The sequence below is a fragment of the Pseudomonas bohemica genome (genome assembly GCF_002934685.1).
Classification (GTDB): domain Bacteria; phylum Pseudomonadota; class Gammaproteobacteria; order Pseudomonadales; family Pseudomonadaceae; genus Aquipseudomonas; species Aquipseudomonas bohemica.
Genome location: NZ_NKHL01000097.1, coordinates 1 through 16,183, shown reverse-complemented (window position 1 = coordinate 16,183; position 16,183 = coordinate 1). Strand labels below are relative to the sequence as shown.

Sequence of the window (16,183 nt, the reverse complement as noted above, 5' to 3'; positions counted from 1 at the left end):
TGCTCACGAATGAGAAGTCTGGGCCGCTAGAGATGTAGCGTCTGTAGCCAGGCTTTCGTGAGCGACCTCACTCCCACGGGGGTTAGTCGCAGGTCGAGTGATCGATTTGTCGAATGTTCGATGGAAGGTGTGCGGCAATGCTGGCCGGCTTTCCTAATGGAGTATTTATGGCCGTCAAGGTTCTGGTGGTAGACGATTCCGGCTTTTTCCGCCGGCGCGTCTCGGAAATTCTTTCCTCTGACACAACGATTCAAGTGGTCGGCACCGCCACCAACGGCAAGGAAGCGATCGAGCAGGCGCTGGCCCTCAAGCCTGACGTGATTACCATGGACTACGAGATGCCGATGATGGATGGCATTACCGCCGTCCGACACATCATGCAGCGTTGTCCGACCCCGGTTCTGATGTTCTCCTCACTGACCCACGAAGGCGCCCGGGTGACCCTGGATGCGCTGGATGCCGGTGCGGTCGATTACCTGCCGAAAAACTTCGAAGACATCTCGCGCAACCCCGAGAAGGTCAAGCAGATGCTGTGCGAGAAGGTGCATACCATTTCGCGCAGTAATCGCCGTTTCAGCGGCTACAGCAGCAGTGCTCCGGTGGCTCCGGCTCCCGCGCCTGCCGCGCCGTCAACCGCTTCGCTGCGCGGTCCTGCGCCGACCACAGCTGCCGCGCGACCTGCTGTTGCACCGGCACCTGCACGCCCAAGCGCCCCCCATGCGCCGGCTTCGCCTGCACCCAAGCGCAAGGCCTACAAGCTGGTGGCCATCGGCACCTCGACCGGCGGCCCAGTGGCGCTGCAGCGGGTCCTGACCCAGTTGCCGGCCAACTTCCCGGCCCCCATCGTGCTGATTCAGCACATGCCCGCGGCGTTCACCAAGGCTTTTGCCGAGCGCCTGGACAAGTTGTGCCGCATCAGCGTCAAGGAAGCCGAGGATGGCGACATCCTGCGTCCGGGTCTGGCGCTGCTGGCACCTGGCGGCAAGCAGATGATGGTCGACGGTCGCGGCGCGGTGAAAATTTTGCCCGGCGACGAGCGTCTGAACTACAAGCCATGTGTCGACATCACTTTCGGTTCGGCGGCCAAATCCTACGGCGACAAGGTACTGGCCGTGGTGCTGACCGGCATGGGCGCGGACGGCCGTGAAGGCGCGCGCCTGCTCAAACAGGGCGGCAGCCACATCTGGGCGCAGGACGAGGCCAGCTGCGTGATCTACGGCATGCCGATGGCCATCGTCAAAGCCGATCTGGCCGACGCTGTGTACAGCCTGGACGATATCGGGCGCCATCTGGTCGAGGCTTGTCTCTGATGGATGTCTTGACGCTTATCGGGATCATCCTCGCGTTCGTCGCCATCATCGGCGGCAACTTTCTCGAAGGCGGCCACCTGGGTGCCTTGCTCAATGGCCCGGCGGCGCTGATCGTGCTCGGCGGCACCCTCGCGGCCTGTCTGTTGCAGACGCCGATGAGCGCGTTCAAGCGTGCGATTCAGATCTTCATCTGGATTCTGTTCCCGCCGCGCGTCGACCTGGCGGGGGGCATCGATCGTGTGGTGTCGTGGAGTCTGACCGCGCGCAAGGAAGGCCTGCTGGGTCTGGAAACCGTTGCCGATTCCGAGCCTGACGCTTACTCGCGCAAGGGCTTGCAACTGCTGGTCGACGGCGTCGAGCCCGAGGCCATTCGCGGGATTCTGGAAGTGGATTTCATGACTCAGGAAAGTCGCGATATCCAGGCCGCCAAGGTCTTCGAAAGCATGGGCGGTTACGCGCCGACCGTGGGCATCATCGGTGCGGTCATGGGCCTGATTCATGTGATGGGCAACCTGGCCGACCCCAATCAGCTGGGCAGCGGCATTGCCGTGGCATTCGTTGCGACCATCTACGGCGTCGCCTCGGCCAACCTGATCCTGCTGCCGGTGGCCAACAAGCTCAAGGCTGTTGTCATCCGTCAATCGCACTACCGCGAAATGCTGCTCGAAGGTCTGCTGTCGATTGCCGAGGGCGAGAACCCGCGCTCGATCGAACTGAAGCTGCAAGGCTTCATGGAGTGATGCGCTGATGGCCCGTCGACGTCGCCACGAAGAACACGAAAATCACGAGCGCTGGCTGGTGTCGTACGCAGACTTCATCACCTTGCTGTTCGCGTTTTTCGTGGTCATGTATTCGATTTCGTCGCTTAACGAAGGCAAATACAAGGTGCTCTCCGAAGCGCTGGTGGGGGTTTTCAACGAAGCCGAACGCAGCGTCAAACCGATCCCGATTGGCGAGCAGAAACCTCAAACCGTACGTCCTGCCGATCCGCTGGTGCAGGACAGCGAGCAGACCGACGCCGCGCTGGGGCAGGCCGTGCAGGACCCGCTCAAGTCGATTGCCGACGACGTCAACGCCGCCTTCGGCGACTTGATCGCTTCGAAGCAGATGACCGTGCGCGGCAACGAGTTGTGGATCGAGATCGAACTCAATTCCAGCCTGCTGTTCGGCAGCGGTGACGCCATGCCCAGCAACCTGGCATTCGACCTGATCGACAAGGTGGCGAAAATCATCAAGCCATTCGACAACCCGGTTCACGTCGAAGGCTTCACCGATGATCAGCCGATCAACACGGCGCAGTTTCCGAGTAACTGGGAGCTGTCCTCGGCACGCTCTTCGAGCATCGTGCGCATGCTGGCCATGGACGGGATCAACCCGGCGCGGCTGGCCTCCGTCGGCTACGGCGAGTTCCAGCCGCTGACCTCCAATGCCACCGCCGATGGCCGCGCGCGCAATCGCCGTGTGGTGCTGGTGATCTCGCGCAATCTGGACGTGCGTCGCAGCCTCACCGGCTCCGGCACCGCAGCCAGTGCAAAACCCGATGCGGCGCTGCGTCGTGCTGGCACACAAACTGCACCTGTCCCAGCCAAACCGCCGCAGGGCGTCAAATCTTCGTCATCTGCCCCTTAAATCGGTCTCGGTCATGGTTGTGATGGCTGGGGGGAACGCGAACACATGAGAGTTTGGGCAGTAGCCAATCAGAAAGGCGGGGTCGGCAAGACCACCACCTCAATCGCTTTAGCCGGTTTGCTGGCCGAGGCGGGCAAGCGCGTGGTCGTGGTCGACCTGGATCCCCACGGCTCGATGACCAGCTATTTCGGGCATGACCCCGACATGCTGGAGCACAGCTGTTTCGACCTGTTCCTGAACAAGGGCGTAGTGCCGGATGGCCTGCCCGGTCAGTTGCTCTTGCCGACCAGCGACAAACGCATTTCCCTGCTGCCTTCGAGTACGGCGCTGGCCACTCTTGAGCGTCAGTCGCCGGGGCAGAGCGGTTTGGGCCTGGTGATCGCCAAAAGCCTTGCGCAGCTGTGGCAGGATTTCGACTATGCGATCATCGACAGCCCGCCGTTGCTGGGGGTGTTGATGGTCAATGCGCTGGCGGCGAGTCAGCAGTTGGCGATTCCGGTGCAGACCGAGTTTCTCGCGGTCAAGGGCCTGGAGCGCATGGTCAATACGCTGGCGATGATCAACCGCTCGCGCAAGGTGCCGCTGCCGTACACCATCGTGCCGACGCTGTTCGACCGTCGCACCCAAGCGTCGATGGGCACCCTCAAGCTGTTGCGTGACAGTTATCCGGAGCATGTATGGAAGGCTTACATCCCGGTCGATACACGTCTGCGGGACGCCAGTCGGGCAGGGCTGACGCCGTCGCAGTTCGACAACAAGAGCCGTGGGGTGCTGGCCTACCGCACGCTGCTCAAACACATGCTCACCGAGCAGCTTGTAGGGCAGGTGGCCTGAGGTGTCCGCTGATCGTTTATTCACACGGCTTGCGCCTGCGCGCTCAAGTCGGCCTGCGGTGCGGCCGATAAAGAAGACAGGCGGTAATCGCATCACTTATTTTCGGGCCCCCGTATGAACCGCCCTCTGGACATCGCAACACGGCCACAACTGGCGCTGCAGAACTATCTGGACGCGTTGCTTCAGGACGCCACCGAAGAGCTGGAAGTCGTCGACAGCGTCGATGAATTTCAAGCAGCGGTGCTCGAAGAGCAGGCCCATGACGCACGCATGCGCTCGGCGGTTGCCGATGCGGTAGCGGCGGCGGTGCCGATTCGAGCTGCCGAGGCGGTGAGCCGACCAGTTGCCGAGTCGGTTGCGGCCAGGGTGCTGGAGAAACCGGTCATCTTGCCGGCGGTCATCGCTCCTGCGGTCATCTCGCCTGTCGTCGCCGCGCCTGGCGTGGCGGTGGTCGAGCCGGTCGCCGACGTGCATTTGCCAGCGCAACGCACACCGACGCCGCCGCCGACCGCGGATGCGCGGCCGGACTGGGCCGCTGAACCCTTCGAATGCCTGTTGTTCGATGTGGCAGGTCTGACCCTGGCAGTGCCGCTGGTTTGCCTGGGCTCGATCTATCCGCTGGCTGGGCATGACCTGACGCCCTTGTTCGGTCAGCCGGACTGGTTTCTTGGGATCCTGCCCAGCCAGGCCGGTAACCTGAAGGTGCTGGATACCGCGCGTTGGATCATGCCCGATCGCTACCGCGACGATTTTCGTCAGGGCTTGCAGTATGTGATTTCGGTTCAGGGGTATGAGTGGGGGTTGGCGGTGCATCAGGTCAGCCGTTCGCTGCGCCTTGCGCCCGATGAAATCAAATGGCGCACCCATCGCGGTCAACGTCCGTGGCTGGCGGGGACGGTGATCGAGCACATGTGTGCCTTGCTGGACGTTTCCGCACTGGCCGAGCTGATTGCCAGCGGCGCGGTCAAGCAGATGCAAGCACTCAAATAAACATCATCAAATAAACACAGGGCGGCGCGAGCGCGTCGTCTGCAGAGCACAACACGCAAGGGGTTAGGGGTATGAAGAAGTCGTCAGCACAGGGTTCCGAAGATCCGATCCTGCAATGGGTCACCTTCCGCCTGGACAACGAAACGTATGGCATCAACGTGATGCAGGTTCAGGAAGTGCTGCGCTACACCGAGATCGCGCCGGTGCCGGGTGCGCCGAGCTATGTGCTGGGCATCATCAACCTGCGCGGTAACGTCGTCACGGTGATTGACACCCGTCAGCGCTTTGGCCTTCCGCCGGTTGAAGTCAGCGATAACACGCGTATCGTGATCATTGAGGCCGACAAGCAAGTGGTCGGGATCCTGGTCGACAGCGTGGCCGAAGTGGTCTATCTGCGTCAGTCGGAAGTCGAAACCGCGCCGAACGTGGGTAACGACGAATCCGCCAAGTTTATCCAGGGCGTGTGCAACAAGAATGGTGAGCTGCTGATCCTCGTGGAGCTGGACAAGATGATGTCCGAGGAAGAGTGGTCCGAGCTGGAGAACATCTGATTGATTTTCGAGGTTGCGGTCATATTTTTAGCGGTGTTGTGGGTCGCGACCCTCGCGATGTTCATGGCCCACACCAAACGCCAGCGCACACTGTCTGCGCAGCAGGTCGAAGCCGACTCGCTGCGTGATCAGCGCATTCGTGAGCTGGCCCGGCGCCTGGAAAACTATCAGGGCGGTACGGTGAAGATGGGCGAGGACCTGCATGAGTTGCGTGCCATCGTCGCGCCGCTGCCGGACAAGATTACTGCGCTGGAGCAGCGCGATCCTTCCACGCTGTCGTTTGCCCAGGCGGCGCGGCTGGTGAGTATGGGGGCCAGTGTTGATGAGCTCACCCAGTCTTGTGGTTTGACGCAGGCTGAGGCGCAGCTGATGAGTAAGGTGCATGGGAATAACTAAGAGCGCCGGCGTTGGCCGCCGTTATCGCGGGCAATCGTGCTCCTATAACCGACCTGCGGCATAAATGGTTCTGCCTAACGGCAGACCTGTTTCCAAAATCAAAATCAAACGCAGGTCCAGAGTGCTGACGCGATCCTGTGCGAGACGTCGCAGGTTACGACGGCAGCGAAGACGGCGTCCCAGTCGATTCATCTATAACTGATTCACCACCACTCTCGAAGGGGCTCATCCAGCCAATGTTATTTCGGCGTTATATCGCGCTCCACCGGCTGCGGGTCCGGGTCGAATCCAGCCGGGAATTTGCCTTTCAGGCGCCAGGCGAACGCGATGATCTCGGCGATGGTCAGGTATAGCTCCTGCGGAATGCTGTCGCCCAACTCCATGCGTGCGAGCAGCGTCACCAGTTCGGCGTTTTCGTAGATCGGCACCTTGTACTCGCGGGCGATGGCGAGGATCGCTTCGGCCAGGGCATCTTCGCCTTTGGCGGTGAGGGTCGGGGCATGTTGGCCGTCGTAGCTCAGGGCGATGGCCTGGCGCGGGTTTTGGTCGGGCGTGCTCATCAGGCGTTCTCATCGATCCAGCGTTGTTCCAGCACGGTACGCGACCCTTGGGCCGGTATGCCGCGGTTGCACGCCAGTTCCTTCACATTCAACCCACAGGCGACCAGCCGGGCGCGCAGGTTGTCCAGCTCGGCGCAGATCAATTCGGCGGCGCCTTCGCGCTGCGCCCACATCTGGCTGGAGAGGCTGCCTGCAATCAACTGCGCCTGAACCTGCAACGGCCCCAGCGGTTCAAGGTCGAACGCCAGCTCCACGCGCCACAACCTCTCTTTTTCCCTGATCTCCTGGGCTGCGGTATCCGGGTTGTCCTCACGCTCCGGGGCATCTTCGCGCTGCAGTTTGAGCTGCAACGGCACCACGTCGTGGGCGTTGCGCATGGGGATTTCCAGCTGCCAGGTGGTCACTTGCGTGCCGTCGGAATTGGTGCGTGTCTGCTCCAGACCGCCCAACTGATGGCTCTGCAAGCGAGCAATCGCCCCCGCCGCCAGCTTCAACAGCGTCTCCAGATCGTCCGGGCTTTCAGGGTTGCCCAGGGTGCGCGACGGTAATGGAAAGTTGATCGGCACGCTGGGCGCTGCGACCAGGCCCAAAGTCCCCAGTGCATTTCGGATCACGCTGGGCATCGCCCGCGCCAGGGTGTTGGCGGCAGCGGCGGCGTTGTAGCTGACATTGTCCGGCAGCCCGGGAAGCAGCTGTGCGATGACCCGCAACAGGTTGGCCTTCATGTCCGGCACCAGCGTCGGGTTTTGCCCCGCCAGCAAACGCGACTCCATGAACAGCCCGCTGGCATTCAACGCCTGCGCTACACCCTTGGCGGTGGTCATCTGCTGCAGATCAGGGAGGTCGGCGAACAGCTGATCAATGCTGGCGCGCAACGAAGGCGGCAGGTTGTCGGCGCTGTCGCTTGAGGGCGGTGGTAGATTCTGCAGCGCCGTGAGCAGACTTTGCAGCGAACCCTGGCGGCTTTGCTGGGTGGACAACTGCTGCGCCAGTGCCAGTTCGTCGAGACGATCAGGCATGGCGACAAAATTCAACGCCTGGCTGTTCTGCACCTGAGCACTGAGCAGACTGCCGACTCTCAAGGGCTGCGGGCTGTCGATGGTCATGCTGCTGCCCGCCAGCGCGGTGTTGAGCAGCAGCACGATCGAGCGGTAATTGCTCGGTTGCGCGGCACCATTGGCAGTTTGCCCGGCCAGTTGCGCGACGTTCTGAGCGGCGACCTGCGTGGTCAGCACTTTGCCTTGCAGCAACGTACCGGCGGGTAACTGACGGGTGTCGACGGTGGTCAGGCTGTTGGCAATGGCTTTGTGCAGGTCCTGCACGCTGATGGTCAGGGTCTCGGCGGTATCCTGAGCGACATTGACCGTGGTGCCAGGCGTCAGCGGCAGGGAGCTGCTGACCGGGAGGGTGGTCTGGCGGCCATTGTCCATCGTCAGCTTGAGCAGCAGCTGGAAATCCTGGCCGAGCTGCTTGAGGCTGACCACCTCGGCATTGGCCACTTGCCCTGAGTTGAGCAGGCCTTCGCGCGGCTCCATCAGCTTGAGCACCTCGCCCGGCGGGACACCCGCGCGCAACAGGACTTTAGCGGCTGCAACGGAGGAAAGATTGGGTATATCGCCTGTCATCGGATCCGGACTCGGTAAAATTGCGCTCTGGTTGCCGTGTTTTTTGAAGGGTTTGCCGCATCCGGGTCAGGGATAAAACGGCAAGCGCTTCTATCTATGTATAATCCGGCGCCGAGGTCATCGGCGGGCTACCGTAAAGCTGCATCAGTATAACGGCCGGCCTGACGCTGACTTGAACCGCCGTGCACACCTGCTATCCGAAAAGAAGGTCCACATGTCGATCCCTGTCCTTGAAGCCGTGGCGCTCAGTTGTGAGCGTGACTGGCGCCTGCTGTTCGAGCATCTCGACGTGCGGCTGACAGCCGGTGACATGGTGCAGATAAGCGGCCCCAACGGCAGCGGCAAGACCAGCCTGTTGCGTCTGCTCAGCGGCCTGATGCAGCCCACTGCGGGCGATGTCCTGCTCGACGGCAAACCCCTTTCGCAGCAACGGAGCGAACTGGCACGCAACCTGTTGTGGATCGGTCATGCGGCAGGGATCAAGGACTTGCTCACGCCCATCGAAAACCTCTCGTGGCTGTGCGCCTTGCACCAGAGCGTCGCGGCCGACGACATCTGGCAGGCACTCGAAGCGGTTGGACTGCGCGGTTTCGAAGATGTGCCGTGCCACACGCTGTCGGCCGGACAAAAACGGCGGGTGGCACTGGCCCGGTTGTATCTGCCGGGGCCGGGACTGTGGATGCTTGACGAACCCTTCACCGCCCTCGACAAGCAGGGCGTGGCGCAGTTGGAAGAACGCTTGGCCGGGCATTGTGAGCAGGGCGGCAGTGTGGTGCTGACCACTCACCACACGCTGCACCGCAAGCCAGCCGGTTATCGCGAACTGGATCTGGGGCAGTGGGCCGTATGAGTCATGTGTTCACCCTGTTGATTGCCCGCGAAGCCCGCCTGCTGTTTCGCCGTCCTGCCGAATTGCTCAACCCGCTGGTGTTCTTCGCCATCGTCATTGCCCTGTTTCCACTCGCCGTAGGGCCGGAATCACAACTGCTGCGGACGATTTCTCCCGGCCTGGTCTGGGTTGCGGCACTGTTGTCGGTGCTGTTGTCGCTGGACGGGTTGTTCCGTAGCGACTTCGAAGACGGCTCTCTTGAACAGTGGGTGCTTTCGTCGCACCCTTTACCCCTACTGGTACTGGCCAAGGTAGTGGCACACTGGGCGTTTTCCGGGTTGGCACTGGTTTTGCTCGCACCCTTGCTGGCGCTGATGCTCGGTCTGCCAACCGCCTGTCTGCCGGTGTTGCTGCTGTCCTTGTTGCTGGGCACACCGGTGTTGAGCCTGCTCGGCGCGGTGGGTGCGGCATTGACCGTGGGGCTCAAGCGCGGCGGTCTGCTGCTGGCATTGCTGATTCTGCCGTTTTACATCCCTGTGTTGATTCTGGGTAGCGGTGCTCTGCAAGCGGCCCTTCAGGGCATGCCAGCGACCGGCTATCTGCTTTGGCTTGGCAGCCTGACGGCGCTCGCTATAACCCTGACACCCTTTGCAATTGCCGCTGGCTTGAAAATCAGTGTTGGCGAATAATCGAAACCTGATCAATCGGACAGCTTTTTAGGCGCCGAGCCAGCATTATTTAATATCCGCGACAGGACGCTTCAGCTAAAAGGAGCGCCTGAATGATCAAGACCGTGATGAAAAAAGTGATGAAAAGGCAGCGTGATGAACACAAGCGCCAAGGCTAAAAGCGGCATCAGTTGGGCCTGGTTCCACAAGCTCGGATCGCCGAAGTGGTTCTATGGCATCAGTGGCCGTCTGGTGCCATGGTTGAGCGTCGCAGCGGCGTTGCTGATCGGCATCGGCGTGGTCTGGGGCCTGGCCTTCGCGCCGCCGGATTACCAGCAGGGCAACAGTTTCCGCATCATCTATATCCATGTGCCATCGGCAATGCTGGCGCAGTCCTGCTACGTGATGCTGGCGGTATGCGGTGTGGTCGGGCTGGTGTGGAAGATGAAAATGGCCGACGTCGCGCTGCAATGCGCCGCGCCCATCGGTGCCTGGATGACCGCCCTGGCGCTGGTCACCGGCGCCATCTGGGGCAAGCCGACCTGGGGTTCGTGGTGGGTCTGGGATGCGCGCCTGACCTCCATGCTGATTCTGCTGTTCCTGTATTTTGGCCTGATCGCGCTGGGCAACGCCATCACCAACCGTGACAGCGCTGCCAAGGCCTGTGCGGTGCTGGCGATCGTCGGCGTGGTCAACATCCCGATCATCAAATACTCCGTGCAGTGGTGGAGCACCCTGCATCAGGGCGCGACCTTCAGCCTCACCGAGAAACCGGCAATGCCCGCCGAAATGTGGCTGCCGCTGCTGTTCACGGCGCTGGGTTTCTACTGCTTCTTCGGCGCCGTGTTGCTGCTGCGCATGCGCCTGGAAGTGCTCAAGCGCGAGTCCCGCGCCAGCTGGGTCAAGGAGGAGGTCTTGAAAAGCCTCGGCCACGTTTCCAGCCAACCCACATCGCGCAAGGGGGCCGGGCAATGATTTTCGAGTCCTTCAGCGACTTTCTGGCGATGGGTAAACATGGCCTGTTTGTCTGGAGCGCCTATGGCATCTGCCTGGCCGTACTGGCAATCAACATTGCGTCACCGCTGTTGGCGCGCCGGCGCTACCTGCAACAAGAGGCGCGCCGTTTGCGCCGGGAGAGCAATACGTGAATCCGCTGCGAAAAAAGCGCCTGTTGATCATCGTGGCGATCCTCGCCGGGGTCGGCATCGCGGTAACCCTGGCGCTCAGTGCCTTGCAGGAAAACATCAACCTGTTCTACACCCCGACCCAGATCGCCAGCGGCGAAGCGCCCCATGACACGCGGATTCGCGCCGGCGGTATGGTCGAGAAAGGCTCGCTGCAACGTTCCGCCGACTCGTTGGACGTGACCTTCGTGGTCACCGATTTCAACAAGTCGGTGACCATTACCTATCGCGGCATTCTCCCGGACCTGTTCCGCGAAGGGCAGGGCATCGTCGCGCTGGGCAAGCTCAATGCCGATGGCGTGGTGGTGGCCGATGAAGTACTGGCCAAACACGACGAGAAATACATGCCACCGGAAGTCACCAAAGCCTTGAAGGACACTGGGGCCTTGAAAGAGAGTATCCAGTCAGCGCCCGGCGCGTCCCAACCTGCGAAACAGGGGTAAGCCATGATTCCCGAACTCGGCCATCTGGCCATGATCCTGGCCCTGTGTTTCGCCCTCGTGCAGGCCATCGTGCCGCTGATCGGCGCCTGGCGCGGCGACCGTATCTGGATGGGCCTGGCTCAGCCTGCCGCCTGGGGCCAATTCGCCTTTCTACTGTTCGCGTTCGGCTGCCTGGCGTACTCGTTCATGGTCGATGATTTTTCGGTGACCTACATCGCCGAAAACTCCAACAGCGCGTTGCCCTGGTATTACAAATTCAGCGCTGTCTGGGGCGCCCACGAAGGCTCCTTGCTGCTCTGGGCGCTGATTCTCGGCGGCTGGACCTTCGCGGTGTCGGTGTTCTCCCGGCAGTTGCCCCAGGTCATGCTCGCGCGTGTGCTGGCAGTGATGGGCATGATCAGCGTTGGTTTTCTGCTGTTCCTGATCCTGACCTCCAACCCGTTCAGCCGCATCCTGCCGCAGATTCCCCAGGACGGGCGCGACCTCAATCCGTTGTTGCAGGATCCCGGACTGATCATTCACCCGCCGATGCTGTACATGGGTTACGTCGGTTTTTCGGTGGCCTTCGCCTTCGCCATTGCCGCGTTGCTCGGCGGTCGTCTGGATGCTGCCTGGGCGCGCTGGTCGCGGCCGTGGACCATCGTCGCCTGGGCGTTTCTCGGCATCGGCATCACCCTGGGCTCATGGTGGGCCTATTACGAACTGGGCTGGGGCGGCTGGTGGTTCTGGGATCCTGTGGAGAACGCGTCCTTCATGCCGTGGCTGGTCGGTACTGCGCTGATTCACTCGCTGGCGGTCACTGAAAAGCGCGGCGTGTTCAAGAGCTGGACCGTGTTGCTGGCCATCGCCGCGTTTTCCCTGAGCCTGCTGGGCACTTTCCTCGTCCGTTCTGGCGTGTTGACGTCGGTGCATGCGTTCGCGTCCGACCCAGCCCGTGGCGTATTCATTCTGGTGTTCCTGCTGATGGTGGTCGGCGGTTCGCTGACCCTGTTCGCCATCCGCGCCCCCGTGGTGAAAAGCCACGTCGGCTTTGGCCTCTGGTCGCGCGAAACCCTGCTGCTGGGCAATAACCTGGTGCTGGTGGTGGCTGCATCGATGATTCTGCTCGGCACCCTTTATCCGCTGGTGCTGGATGCCCTGAGCGGGGCGAAGATGTCGGTCGGTCCGCCGTATTTCAACGCGCTGTTCGTGCCGTTGATGGGCCTGCTGATGGCAGTCATGGCTGTCGGCGTGCTGGTGCGCTGGAAAGACACCCCCGTCAAATGGTTGCTGAGCATGCTGGCCCCGGTACTGGTCGGCAGCGCGGTGTTGGCGGTAATCGCAGGTTTCGCCATGGCCGACTTCCATTGGGCGGTGCTCGCCACCGTTTTATTGGCCGCCTGGGTGCTGCTGGCCGGAGTGCGTGATCTGCTGGACAAGACGCGTCACAAGGGCCTGCTCAAAGGCATGCGCTCGTTGACCCGCAGTTACTGGGGCATGCAGGTGGCGCATATCGGCATCGCCGTGGTCGCCCTGGGCGTGGTGTTGTCGAGTCAGAACAGCGCCGAGCGGGACTTGCGCATGGCCCCTGGCGATTCGGTCGAGCTGGGCGGCTACACGTTCGTCTTCGACGGCGCCCGGCACCTTCAAGGCCCCAACTTCACCTCCGACGAGGGCACCATTCGTGTGCTCGCCGATGGCAAACAGGTCACCGTGCTGTACCCGGAAAAACGCCTCTACACCGTGCAACGTTCAATGATGACCGAAGCCGGGATCGACGGCGGCTTCTCACGCGATCTGTACGTTGCACTGGGCGAGCCGCTGGACAACGGCGCCTGGGCGGTGCGCGTTCACGTCAAACCGTTCGTGCGCTGGATCTGGTTCGGTGGCTTGATCACCGCGCTGGGCGGCTTGCTCGCGGCGCTGGACAAACGTTATCGGGTCAAGGTCCGAGCCAAGGTGCGCGATGCACTGGGCCTGTCGGGAGCGGTGGTATGAAGCGTTGGGTGTTATTGATTCCGCTGGTGCTGTTTCTCGGCATGGCGGTGTTTCTCTACCGAGGGCTGTACCTGGACCCGTCGGAGCTGCCGTCGGCATTGATCGACAAGCCTTTTCCGGAGTTTTCCTTGCCTGCGGTGCAGGACGGCAAGCCGCTGACCCGCGCTGATCTGCTGGGTAAACCGGCGCTGGTCAACGTCTGGGGCACCTGGTGCGTTGCCTGCCGCGTCGAGCATCCGGTGCTGACAAAGCTGGCGCAGCAGGGCGTGGTGATCTACGGCGTCAACTACAAGGACGTCAATGCTGACGCCTTGAAGTGGCTCAAGGATTTCCACGACCCCTACCAGCTGAACATCAACGATGAAGCGGGCAGCCTGGGGTTGAATCTGGGCGTCTACGGCGCGCCGGAAACCTTCCTGATCGACCGCAAGGGCATCATTCGCTACAAGCACGTCGGGATCATCGACGAGACGGTGTGGCGGGAGAAGCTTGCCGGGTTGTATCAGGGGCTGGTCGATGAGGATAAGCCATGATGCGTTTGCTCGCTGCTGCCGTCCTTGCGCTGAGCTGCACAGGCATCGCGCACGCCGCCATCGACGCCTACACCTTCAGGGACGACGCCGAACGCGCGCGTTACTCGCAGCTAACCCGCGAACTGCGCTGCCCGAAATGCCAGAACCAGGATATCGCCGATTCCAACGCGCCGATCGCCGCGGACCTGCGCAAAGAGATCTACCGCATGCTCGGCGAAGGGCAGAGCAATCAGCAGATCATCGATTTCATGGTCGATCGCTATGGCGAGTTCGTGCGCTACAAGCCTGAACTGAATGCCCACACCTGGCTGCTCTGGTTCGGCCCTGCCGGTCTGCTGCTCGGCGGTGTGCTGCTGATTGGCGTGATCGTTGTGCGCCGCCGAAGCCCGCGAGCCGAAGAGGCCGATGTGCTTTCCGACGAGGAGCGTCAGCGCCTCGCCCACCTGCTGGATAAAAACCACGAATGATCGATTTCTGGCTAGCCGCCGGCCTGTTGTTGCTGGTGGCCCTGAGTTTCCTGCTGATCCCGCTGTTGCGGGGTCGTCGCGCACAAAGCGAGGAAGATCGCACCGCCCTTAATGTCGCGCTCTATCAGGAGCGTCTGGCAGAACTGCAGAAGCAGCAGGCCGAGGGCATGTTGTCCGCCGCGCAGATGGACAGCGGCCGCGCCGAAGCTGCCCGTGAATTGTTGGCGGACACCGAGGGTTCTTCCGCCGAACGGGTTTCGCATCTGGGCAAACCGTTGCCGTTGCTGGTGGCGGTGCTGGTACCCGCGTTGGGCCTGGCGCTTTACCTGCATTTCGGCGCCAGCGACAAGGTCGAGCTGACCCGCGAATTCTCCCAGCCGCCAGGTTCGCTGGCGCAGATGACCAACCGCCTGGAGCGTGCTGTAAAGGCGCAGCCGGATTCGGCCGAAAGCCTCTACTTCCTGGCGCGCACCTACATGGCCCAGGACCGTCCCGCCGATGCGGCACAGATGTTCGAGCGTGCGGTTGCGCTGGCCGGTCGCCAACCGCAACTGCTGGGTCAGTGGGCGCAAGCGTTGTATTTCGCCAGTAACAAGGCCTGGACCCCGCAGATTCAGGGGCTTGCAGATGAAGCGCTGAAGACCGATCCCAACGAAGTCACCGGCCTGGGCCTCAGGGGGATCAACGCGTTCGAGAGTCAGCATTTTCAGGAGGCGGTGGACTACTGGAAGCGTCTGCTGGCGGTATTGCCGCCGAACGATCCGTCACGCTCGGCGCTGGAAGGCGGCATCGCCAAGGCCAGCGACAAGCTGGTACAGAATGGCGGAACGTTGCGGGACACGCCTTTGGTAGCGGCTGTGGGTGCGCATCTGAAAGTGCATGTGACCCTGTCCGATGCGTTGAAAGACAAGGTCCAGCCCAGTGACACCGTGTTCGTCTTCGCTCGTGCGGTCTCCGGGCCGCCCGCGCCGTTGGCGGTCAAGCGGGTGACCGTGGCCGACCTTCCGGTGGAGGTCGAGTTGACCGATGCTGACGCAATGATGCCGCAGCTGAAACTGTCGAACTTTCCGGAAGTCCAACTGGTTGCTCGGGTATCCCGCGCAGGCCAGCCCACTTCCGGAGAGTGGATCGGTCGCAGCCAGCCGTTGCCCAGCAACGTGACTGCCCGTCAGGCCCTGACTATCGATAGCCCCGATCAGTAGCCGGATCGTGCGGCCCAGACACAGTAGAGAGACCTATGTATCGCGTCGCACGATTTGCCTTGTTGAGCGTGGTGGTAGCCTTGAGCGCCGCCTGTGCGGTCCAGCATCCTGGCCCGCAAAGTTCGGAGCCGATTCCAACCATTCCGGGCAGTTCTCCGAACCCGCAGCCCACTCCTCAGCCGGGCACCCCTCGCACCACGCCACAGACCCCGCCGTCGACCTCGATCCCGTCCGTCCCGAAAACCTCCGCCAACTTCGCTCCGCCGCCAGGCGGCAACAGCCACTGGGATGCCAAACTGGGCGTGCATGTGCTGGATAACGTGCCCAACACCTTCTACCGCCAGCGTACCTATTACCGCTGGAATAACGGCTGGAGCTGGGCCACCTCGCCAGCCGGACCGTGGCAGGATACCGATTCCAGCGGCGTTCCGCCGGGCTTGAGTCGGCAGTTCGGGAATTAAGGCTGGTCTGATTGCGGGCAGGTACGCACAGTAAGGTTGACGCACCCCACAGAACCCTGTGGGAGGCGCCGCGGGTTACGACGCCAGCGAAAGCGGTGGGTCAGACATTGGAAGGTGCCTGACACAGCGCATTCGCCACTGTCGCACAGCTCCAGAAGCTCCCACGGTTCAGTATCAGCTGCGCATCGTCGATCCCTGTAGGAGACGTCGGAGGTTACGACGGCAGCGAAAGCGGTGGGCCAGACATTGGAAGGTGCCTGACACAGCGCATTCGCCACTGTCGCACAGCTCCAGAAGCTCCCACGGTTCAGCATCAGCTGCGCATTGTCGATCCCTGTAGGAGACGTCGGAGGTTACGACGGCAGCGAAAGCGGTGGGTCAGACATTGGAAGGTGCCTGACACAGCGCATTCGCCACTGTCGCACAGATCCAGAAGCTCCTACAGGTTCAGCATCAGCTGCGCATTGTCGATCCCTGTAGGAGACGTCGGAGGTTACGACGGCAGCGAAAGCGGTGGGTCAGAC

19 protein-coding genes are annotated in these 16,183 nt (G+C 62.0%); 17 read left to right on the top strand and 2 right to left on the bottom strand.

Annotated elements, in window-relative coordinates; genetic code table 11:
- Positions 1-167 precede the first annotated feature (167 nt).
- From CE491_RS08530 to CE491_RS08500, 7 genes are all read left to right on the top strand, one after another.
- Positions 168-1,310, top strand: coding sequence for a protein-glutamate methylesterase/protein-glutamine glutaminase (locus CE491_RS08530; RefSeq protein ID WP_110947914.1), 1,143 nt, complete (start codon positions 168-170; stop codon positions 1,308-1,310).
- Entirely contained in the window at positions 1,310-2,050 is a 741-nt protein-coding gene (locus CE491_RS08525) for a flagellar motor protein (RefSeq protein WP_110947913.1), read from the top strand. Before CE491_RS08530 ends, CE491_RS08525 begins: the two co-directional genes overlap by 1 nt.
- A gap of 7 nt (positions 2,051-2,057) precedes the next feature.
- Positions 2,058-2,939 (top strand): flagellar motor protein MotD, encoded by an 882-nt coding sequence (motD, locus tag CE491_RS08520; RefSeq protein ID WP_110947912.1) that lies wholly within the window; start codon positions 2,058-2,060, stop codon positions 2,937-2,939.
- Positions 2,940-2,984: 45 nt separating this feature from the next.
- The gene (locus tag CE491_RS08515; RefSeq protein WP_110947911.1) at positions 2,985-3,773 is read left to right on the top strand and encodes a ParA family protein; all 789 of its coding nucleotides are present in this window, start codon (positions 2,985-2,987) and stop codon (positions 3,771-3,773) included.
- Between the two features lie 114 nt (positions 3,774-3,887).
- Positions 3,888-4,763 carry a CheW domain-containing protein gene (locus CE491_RS08510; RefSeq protein WP_110947910.1) on the top strand — a complete coding sequence of 292 codons (876 nt, stop codon included), beginning with the start codon at positions 3,888-3,890 and terminating at the stop codon, positions 4,761-4,763.
- A 71-nt stretch (positions 4,764-4,834) separates the two neighbouring features.
- The gene (locus tag CE491_RS08505) at positions 4,835-5,314 is read left to right on the top strand and encodes a chemotaxis protein CheW (protein WP_062385949.1); all 480 of its coding nucleotides are present in this window, start codon (positions 4,835-4,837) and stop codon (positions 5,312-5,314) included.
- Complete coding sequence (locus CE491_RS08500; RefSeq protein WP_110947909.1) at positions 5,315-5,710, top strand: DUF2802 domain-containing protein; 396 nt, start codon at positions 5,315-5,317, stop codon at positions 5,708-5,710.
- A gap of 239 nt (positions 5,711-5,949) precedes the next feature.
- Here CE491_RS08500 and CE491_RS08495 read toward each other — a convergent pair whose 3' ends face one another.
- Both CE491_RS08495 and fliK read right to left on the bottom strand, forming a co-directional pair.
- Positions 5,950-6,270, bottom strand: coding sequence for an EscU/YscU/HrcU family type III secretion system export apparatus switch protein (locus CE491_RS08495; protein ID WP_110947908.1), 321 nt, complete (start codon positions 6,268-6,270; stop codon positions 5,950-5,952).
- Complete coding sequence (fliK, locus tag CE491_RS08490; RefSeq protein ID WP_110947907.1) at positions 6,270-7,895, bottom strand: flagellar hook-length control protein FliK; 1,626 nt, start codon at positions 7,893-7,895, stop codon at positions 6,270-6,272. Before fliK ends, CE491_RS08495 begins: the two co-directional genes overlap by 1 nt.
- A 214-nt stretch (positions 7,896-8,109) precedes the next feature.
- Between fliK and ccmA the strand changes: the two genes are divergently transcribed.
- The 10 genes from ccmA to CE491_RS08440 all read left to right on the top strand — a co-directional run bounded on the left by ccmA (position 8,110) and on the right by CE491_RS08440 (position 15,659).
- Entirely contained in the window at positions 8,110-8,745 is a 636-nt protein-coding gene (ccmA, locus tag CE491_RS08485; protein WP_110947906.1) for a cytochrome c biogenesis heme-transporting ATPase CcmA, read from the top strand.
- Entirely contained in the window at positions 8,742-9,413 is a 672-nt protein-coding gene (gene ccmB, locus CE491_RS08480; protein ID WP_110947905.1) for a heme exporter protein CcmB, read from the top strand. The genes ccmA and ccmB overlap by 4 nt, the downstream gene beginning before the upstream one ends.
- A 135-nt stretch (positions 9,414-9,548) precedes the next feature.
- Positions 9,549-10,367 (top strand): heme ABC transporter permease, encoded by an 819-nt coding sequence (locus CE491_RS08475; RefSeq protein WP_199885034.1) that lies wholly within the window; start codon positions 9,549-9,551, stop codon positions 10,365-10,367.
- Complete coding sequence (ccmD, locus tag CE491_RS08470) at positions 10,364-10,540, top strand: heme exporter protein CcmD (RefSeq protein ID WP_110947904.1); 177 nt, start codon at positions 10,364-10,366, stop codon at positions 10,538-10,540. The genes CE491_RS08475 and ccmD overlap by 4 nt, the downstream gene beginning before the upstream one ends.
- Complete coding sequence (ccmE, locus tag CE491_RS08465) at positions 10,537-11,019, top strand: cytochrome c maturation protein CcmE (RefSeq protein WP_110947903.1); 483 nt, start codon at positions 10,537-10,539, stop codon at positions 11,017-11,019. Before ccmD ends, ccmE begins: the two co-directional genes overlap by 4 nt.
- Before the next feature lie 3 nt (positions 11,020-11,022).
- Positions 11,023-12,996 carry a heme lyase CcmF/NrfE family subunit gene (locus CE491_RS08460; RefSeq protein WP_110947902.1) on the top strand — a complete coding sequence of 658 codons (1,974 nt, stop codon included), beginning with the start codon at positions 11,023-11,025 and terminating at the stop codon, positions 12,994-12,996.
- Positions 12,993-13,529, top strand: a complete 537-nt coding sequence (locus tag CE491_RS08455) for a DsbE family thiol:disulfide interchange protein (protein WP_110947901.1) — start codon at positions 12,993-12,995, stop codon at positions 13,527-13,529. Before CE491_RS08460 ends, CE491_RS08455 begins: the two co-directional genes overlap by 4 nt.
- Complete coding sequence (locus CE491_RS08450) at positions 13,526-13,996, top strand: cytochrome c-type biogenesis protein (RefSeq protein ID WP_110947900.1); 471 nt, start codon at positions 13,526-13,528, stop codon at positions 13,994-13,996. The genes CE491_RS08455 and CE491_RS08450 overlap by 4 nt, the downstream gene beginning before the upstream one ends.
- Positions 13,993-15,198: a c-type cytochrome biogenesis protein CcmI gene (gene ccmI / locus CE491_RS08445; RefSeq protein WP_110947899.1), complete on the top strand. Its 1,206-nt coding sequence runs from the start codon at positions 13,993-13,995 to the stop codon at positions 15,196-15,198. Before CE491_RS08450 ends, ccmI begins: the two co-directional genes overlap by 4 nt.
- A 35-nt stretch (positions 15,199-15,233) precedes the next feature.
- Positions 15,234-15,659, top strand: a complete 426-nt coding sequence (locus CE491_RS08440) for a hypothetical protein (RefSeq protein WP_110947898.1) — start codon at positions 15,234-15,236, stop codon at positions 15,657-15,659.
- Positions 15,660-16,183: the final 524 nt, after the last annotated feature.

What these genes read in the sequence shown, in the direction of transcription:
- CE491_RS08460 (WP_110947902.1), top strand. Translation starts at nt 11,023, where the DNA reads ATGATTCCCGAACTCGGCCATCTGGCCATGATCCTGGCCCTGTGTTTC.
- fliK (WP_110947907.1), bottom strand. Translation starts at nt 7,895, where the DNA reads ATGACAGGCGATATACCCAATCTTTCCTCCGTTGCAGCCGCTAAAGTC.
- CE491_RS08475 (WP_199885034.1), top strand. Translation starts at nt 9,549, where the DNA reads ATGAACACAAGCGCCAAGGCTAAAAGCGGCATCAGTTGGGCCTGGTTC.
- CE491_RS08515 (WP_110947911.1), top strand. Translation starts at nt 2,985, where the DNA reads ATGAGAGTTTGGGCAGTAGCCAATCAGAAAGGCGGGGTCGGCAAGACC.
- CE491_RS08525 (WP_110947913.1), top strand. Translation starts at nt 1,310, where the DNA reads ATGGATGTCTTGACGCTTATCGGGATCATCCTCGCGTTCGTCGCCATC.
- ccmA (WP_110947906.1), top strand. Translation starts at nt 8,110, where the DNA reads ATGTCGATCCCTGTCCTTGAAGCCGTGGCGCTCAGTTGTGAGCGTGAC.
- CE491_RS08450 (WP_110947900.1), top strand. Translation starts at nt 13,526, where the DNA reads ATGATGCGTTTGCTCGCTGCTGCCGTCCTTGCGCTGAGCTGCACAGGC.
- ccmD (WP_110947904.1), top strand. Translation starts at nt 10,364, where the DNA reads ATGATTTTCGAGTCCTTCAGCGACTTTCTGGCGATGGGTAAACATGGC.
- motD (WP_110947912.1), top strand. Translation starts at nt 2,058, where the DNA reads ATGGCCCGTCGACGTCGCCACGAAGAACACGAAAATCACGAGCGCTGG.
- CE491_RS08455 (WP_110947901.1), top strand. Translation starts at nt 12,993, where the DNA reads ATGAAGCGTTGGGTGTTATTGATTCCGCTGGTGCTGTTTCTCGGCATG.
- CE491_RS08510 (WP_110947910.1), top strand. Translation starts at nt 3,888, where the DNA reads ATGAACCGCCCTCTGGACATCGCAACACGGCCACAACTGGCGCTGCAG.
- CE491_RS08505 (WP_062385949.1), top strand. Translation starts at nt 4,835, where the DNA reads ATGAAGAAGTCGTCAGCACAGGGTTCCGAAGATCCGATCCTGCAATGG.
- CE491_RS08440 (WP_110947898.1), top strand. Translation starts at nt 15,234, where the DNA reads ATGTATCGCGTCGCACGATTTGCCTTGTTGAGCGTGGTGGTAGCCTTG.
- ccmI (WP_110947899.1), top strand. Translation starts at nt 13,993, where the DNA reads ATGATCGATTTCTGGCTAGCCGCCGGCCTGTTGTTGCTGGTGGCCCTG.
- CE491_RS08495 (WP_110947908.1), bottom strand. Translation starts at nt 6,270, where the DNA reads ATGAGCACGCCCGACCAAAACCCGCGCCAGGCCATCGCCCTGAGCTAC.
- ccmB (WP_110947905.1), top strand. Translation starts at nt 8,742, where the DNA reads ATGAGTCATGTGTTCACCCTGTTGATTGCCCGCGAAGCCCGCCTGCTG.
- CE491_RS08530 (WP_110947914.1), top strand. Translation starts at nt 168, where the DNA reads ATGGCCGTCAAGGTTCTGGTGGTAGACGATTCCGGCTTTTTCCGCCGG.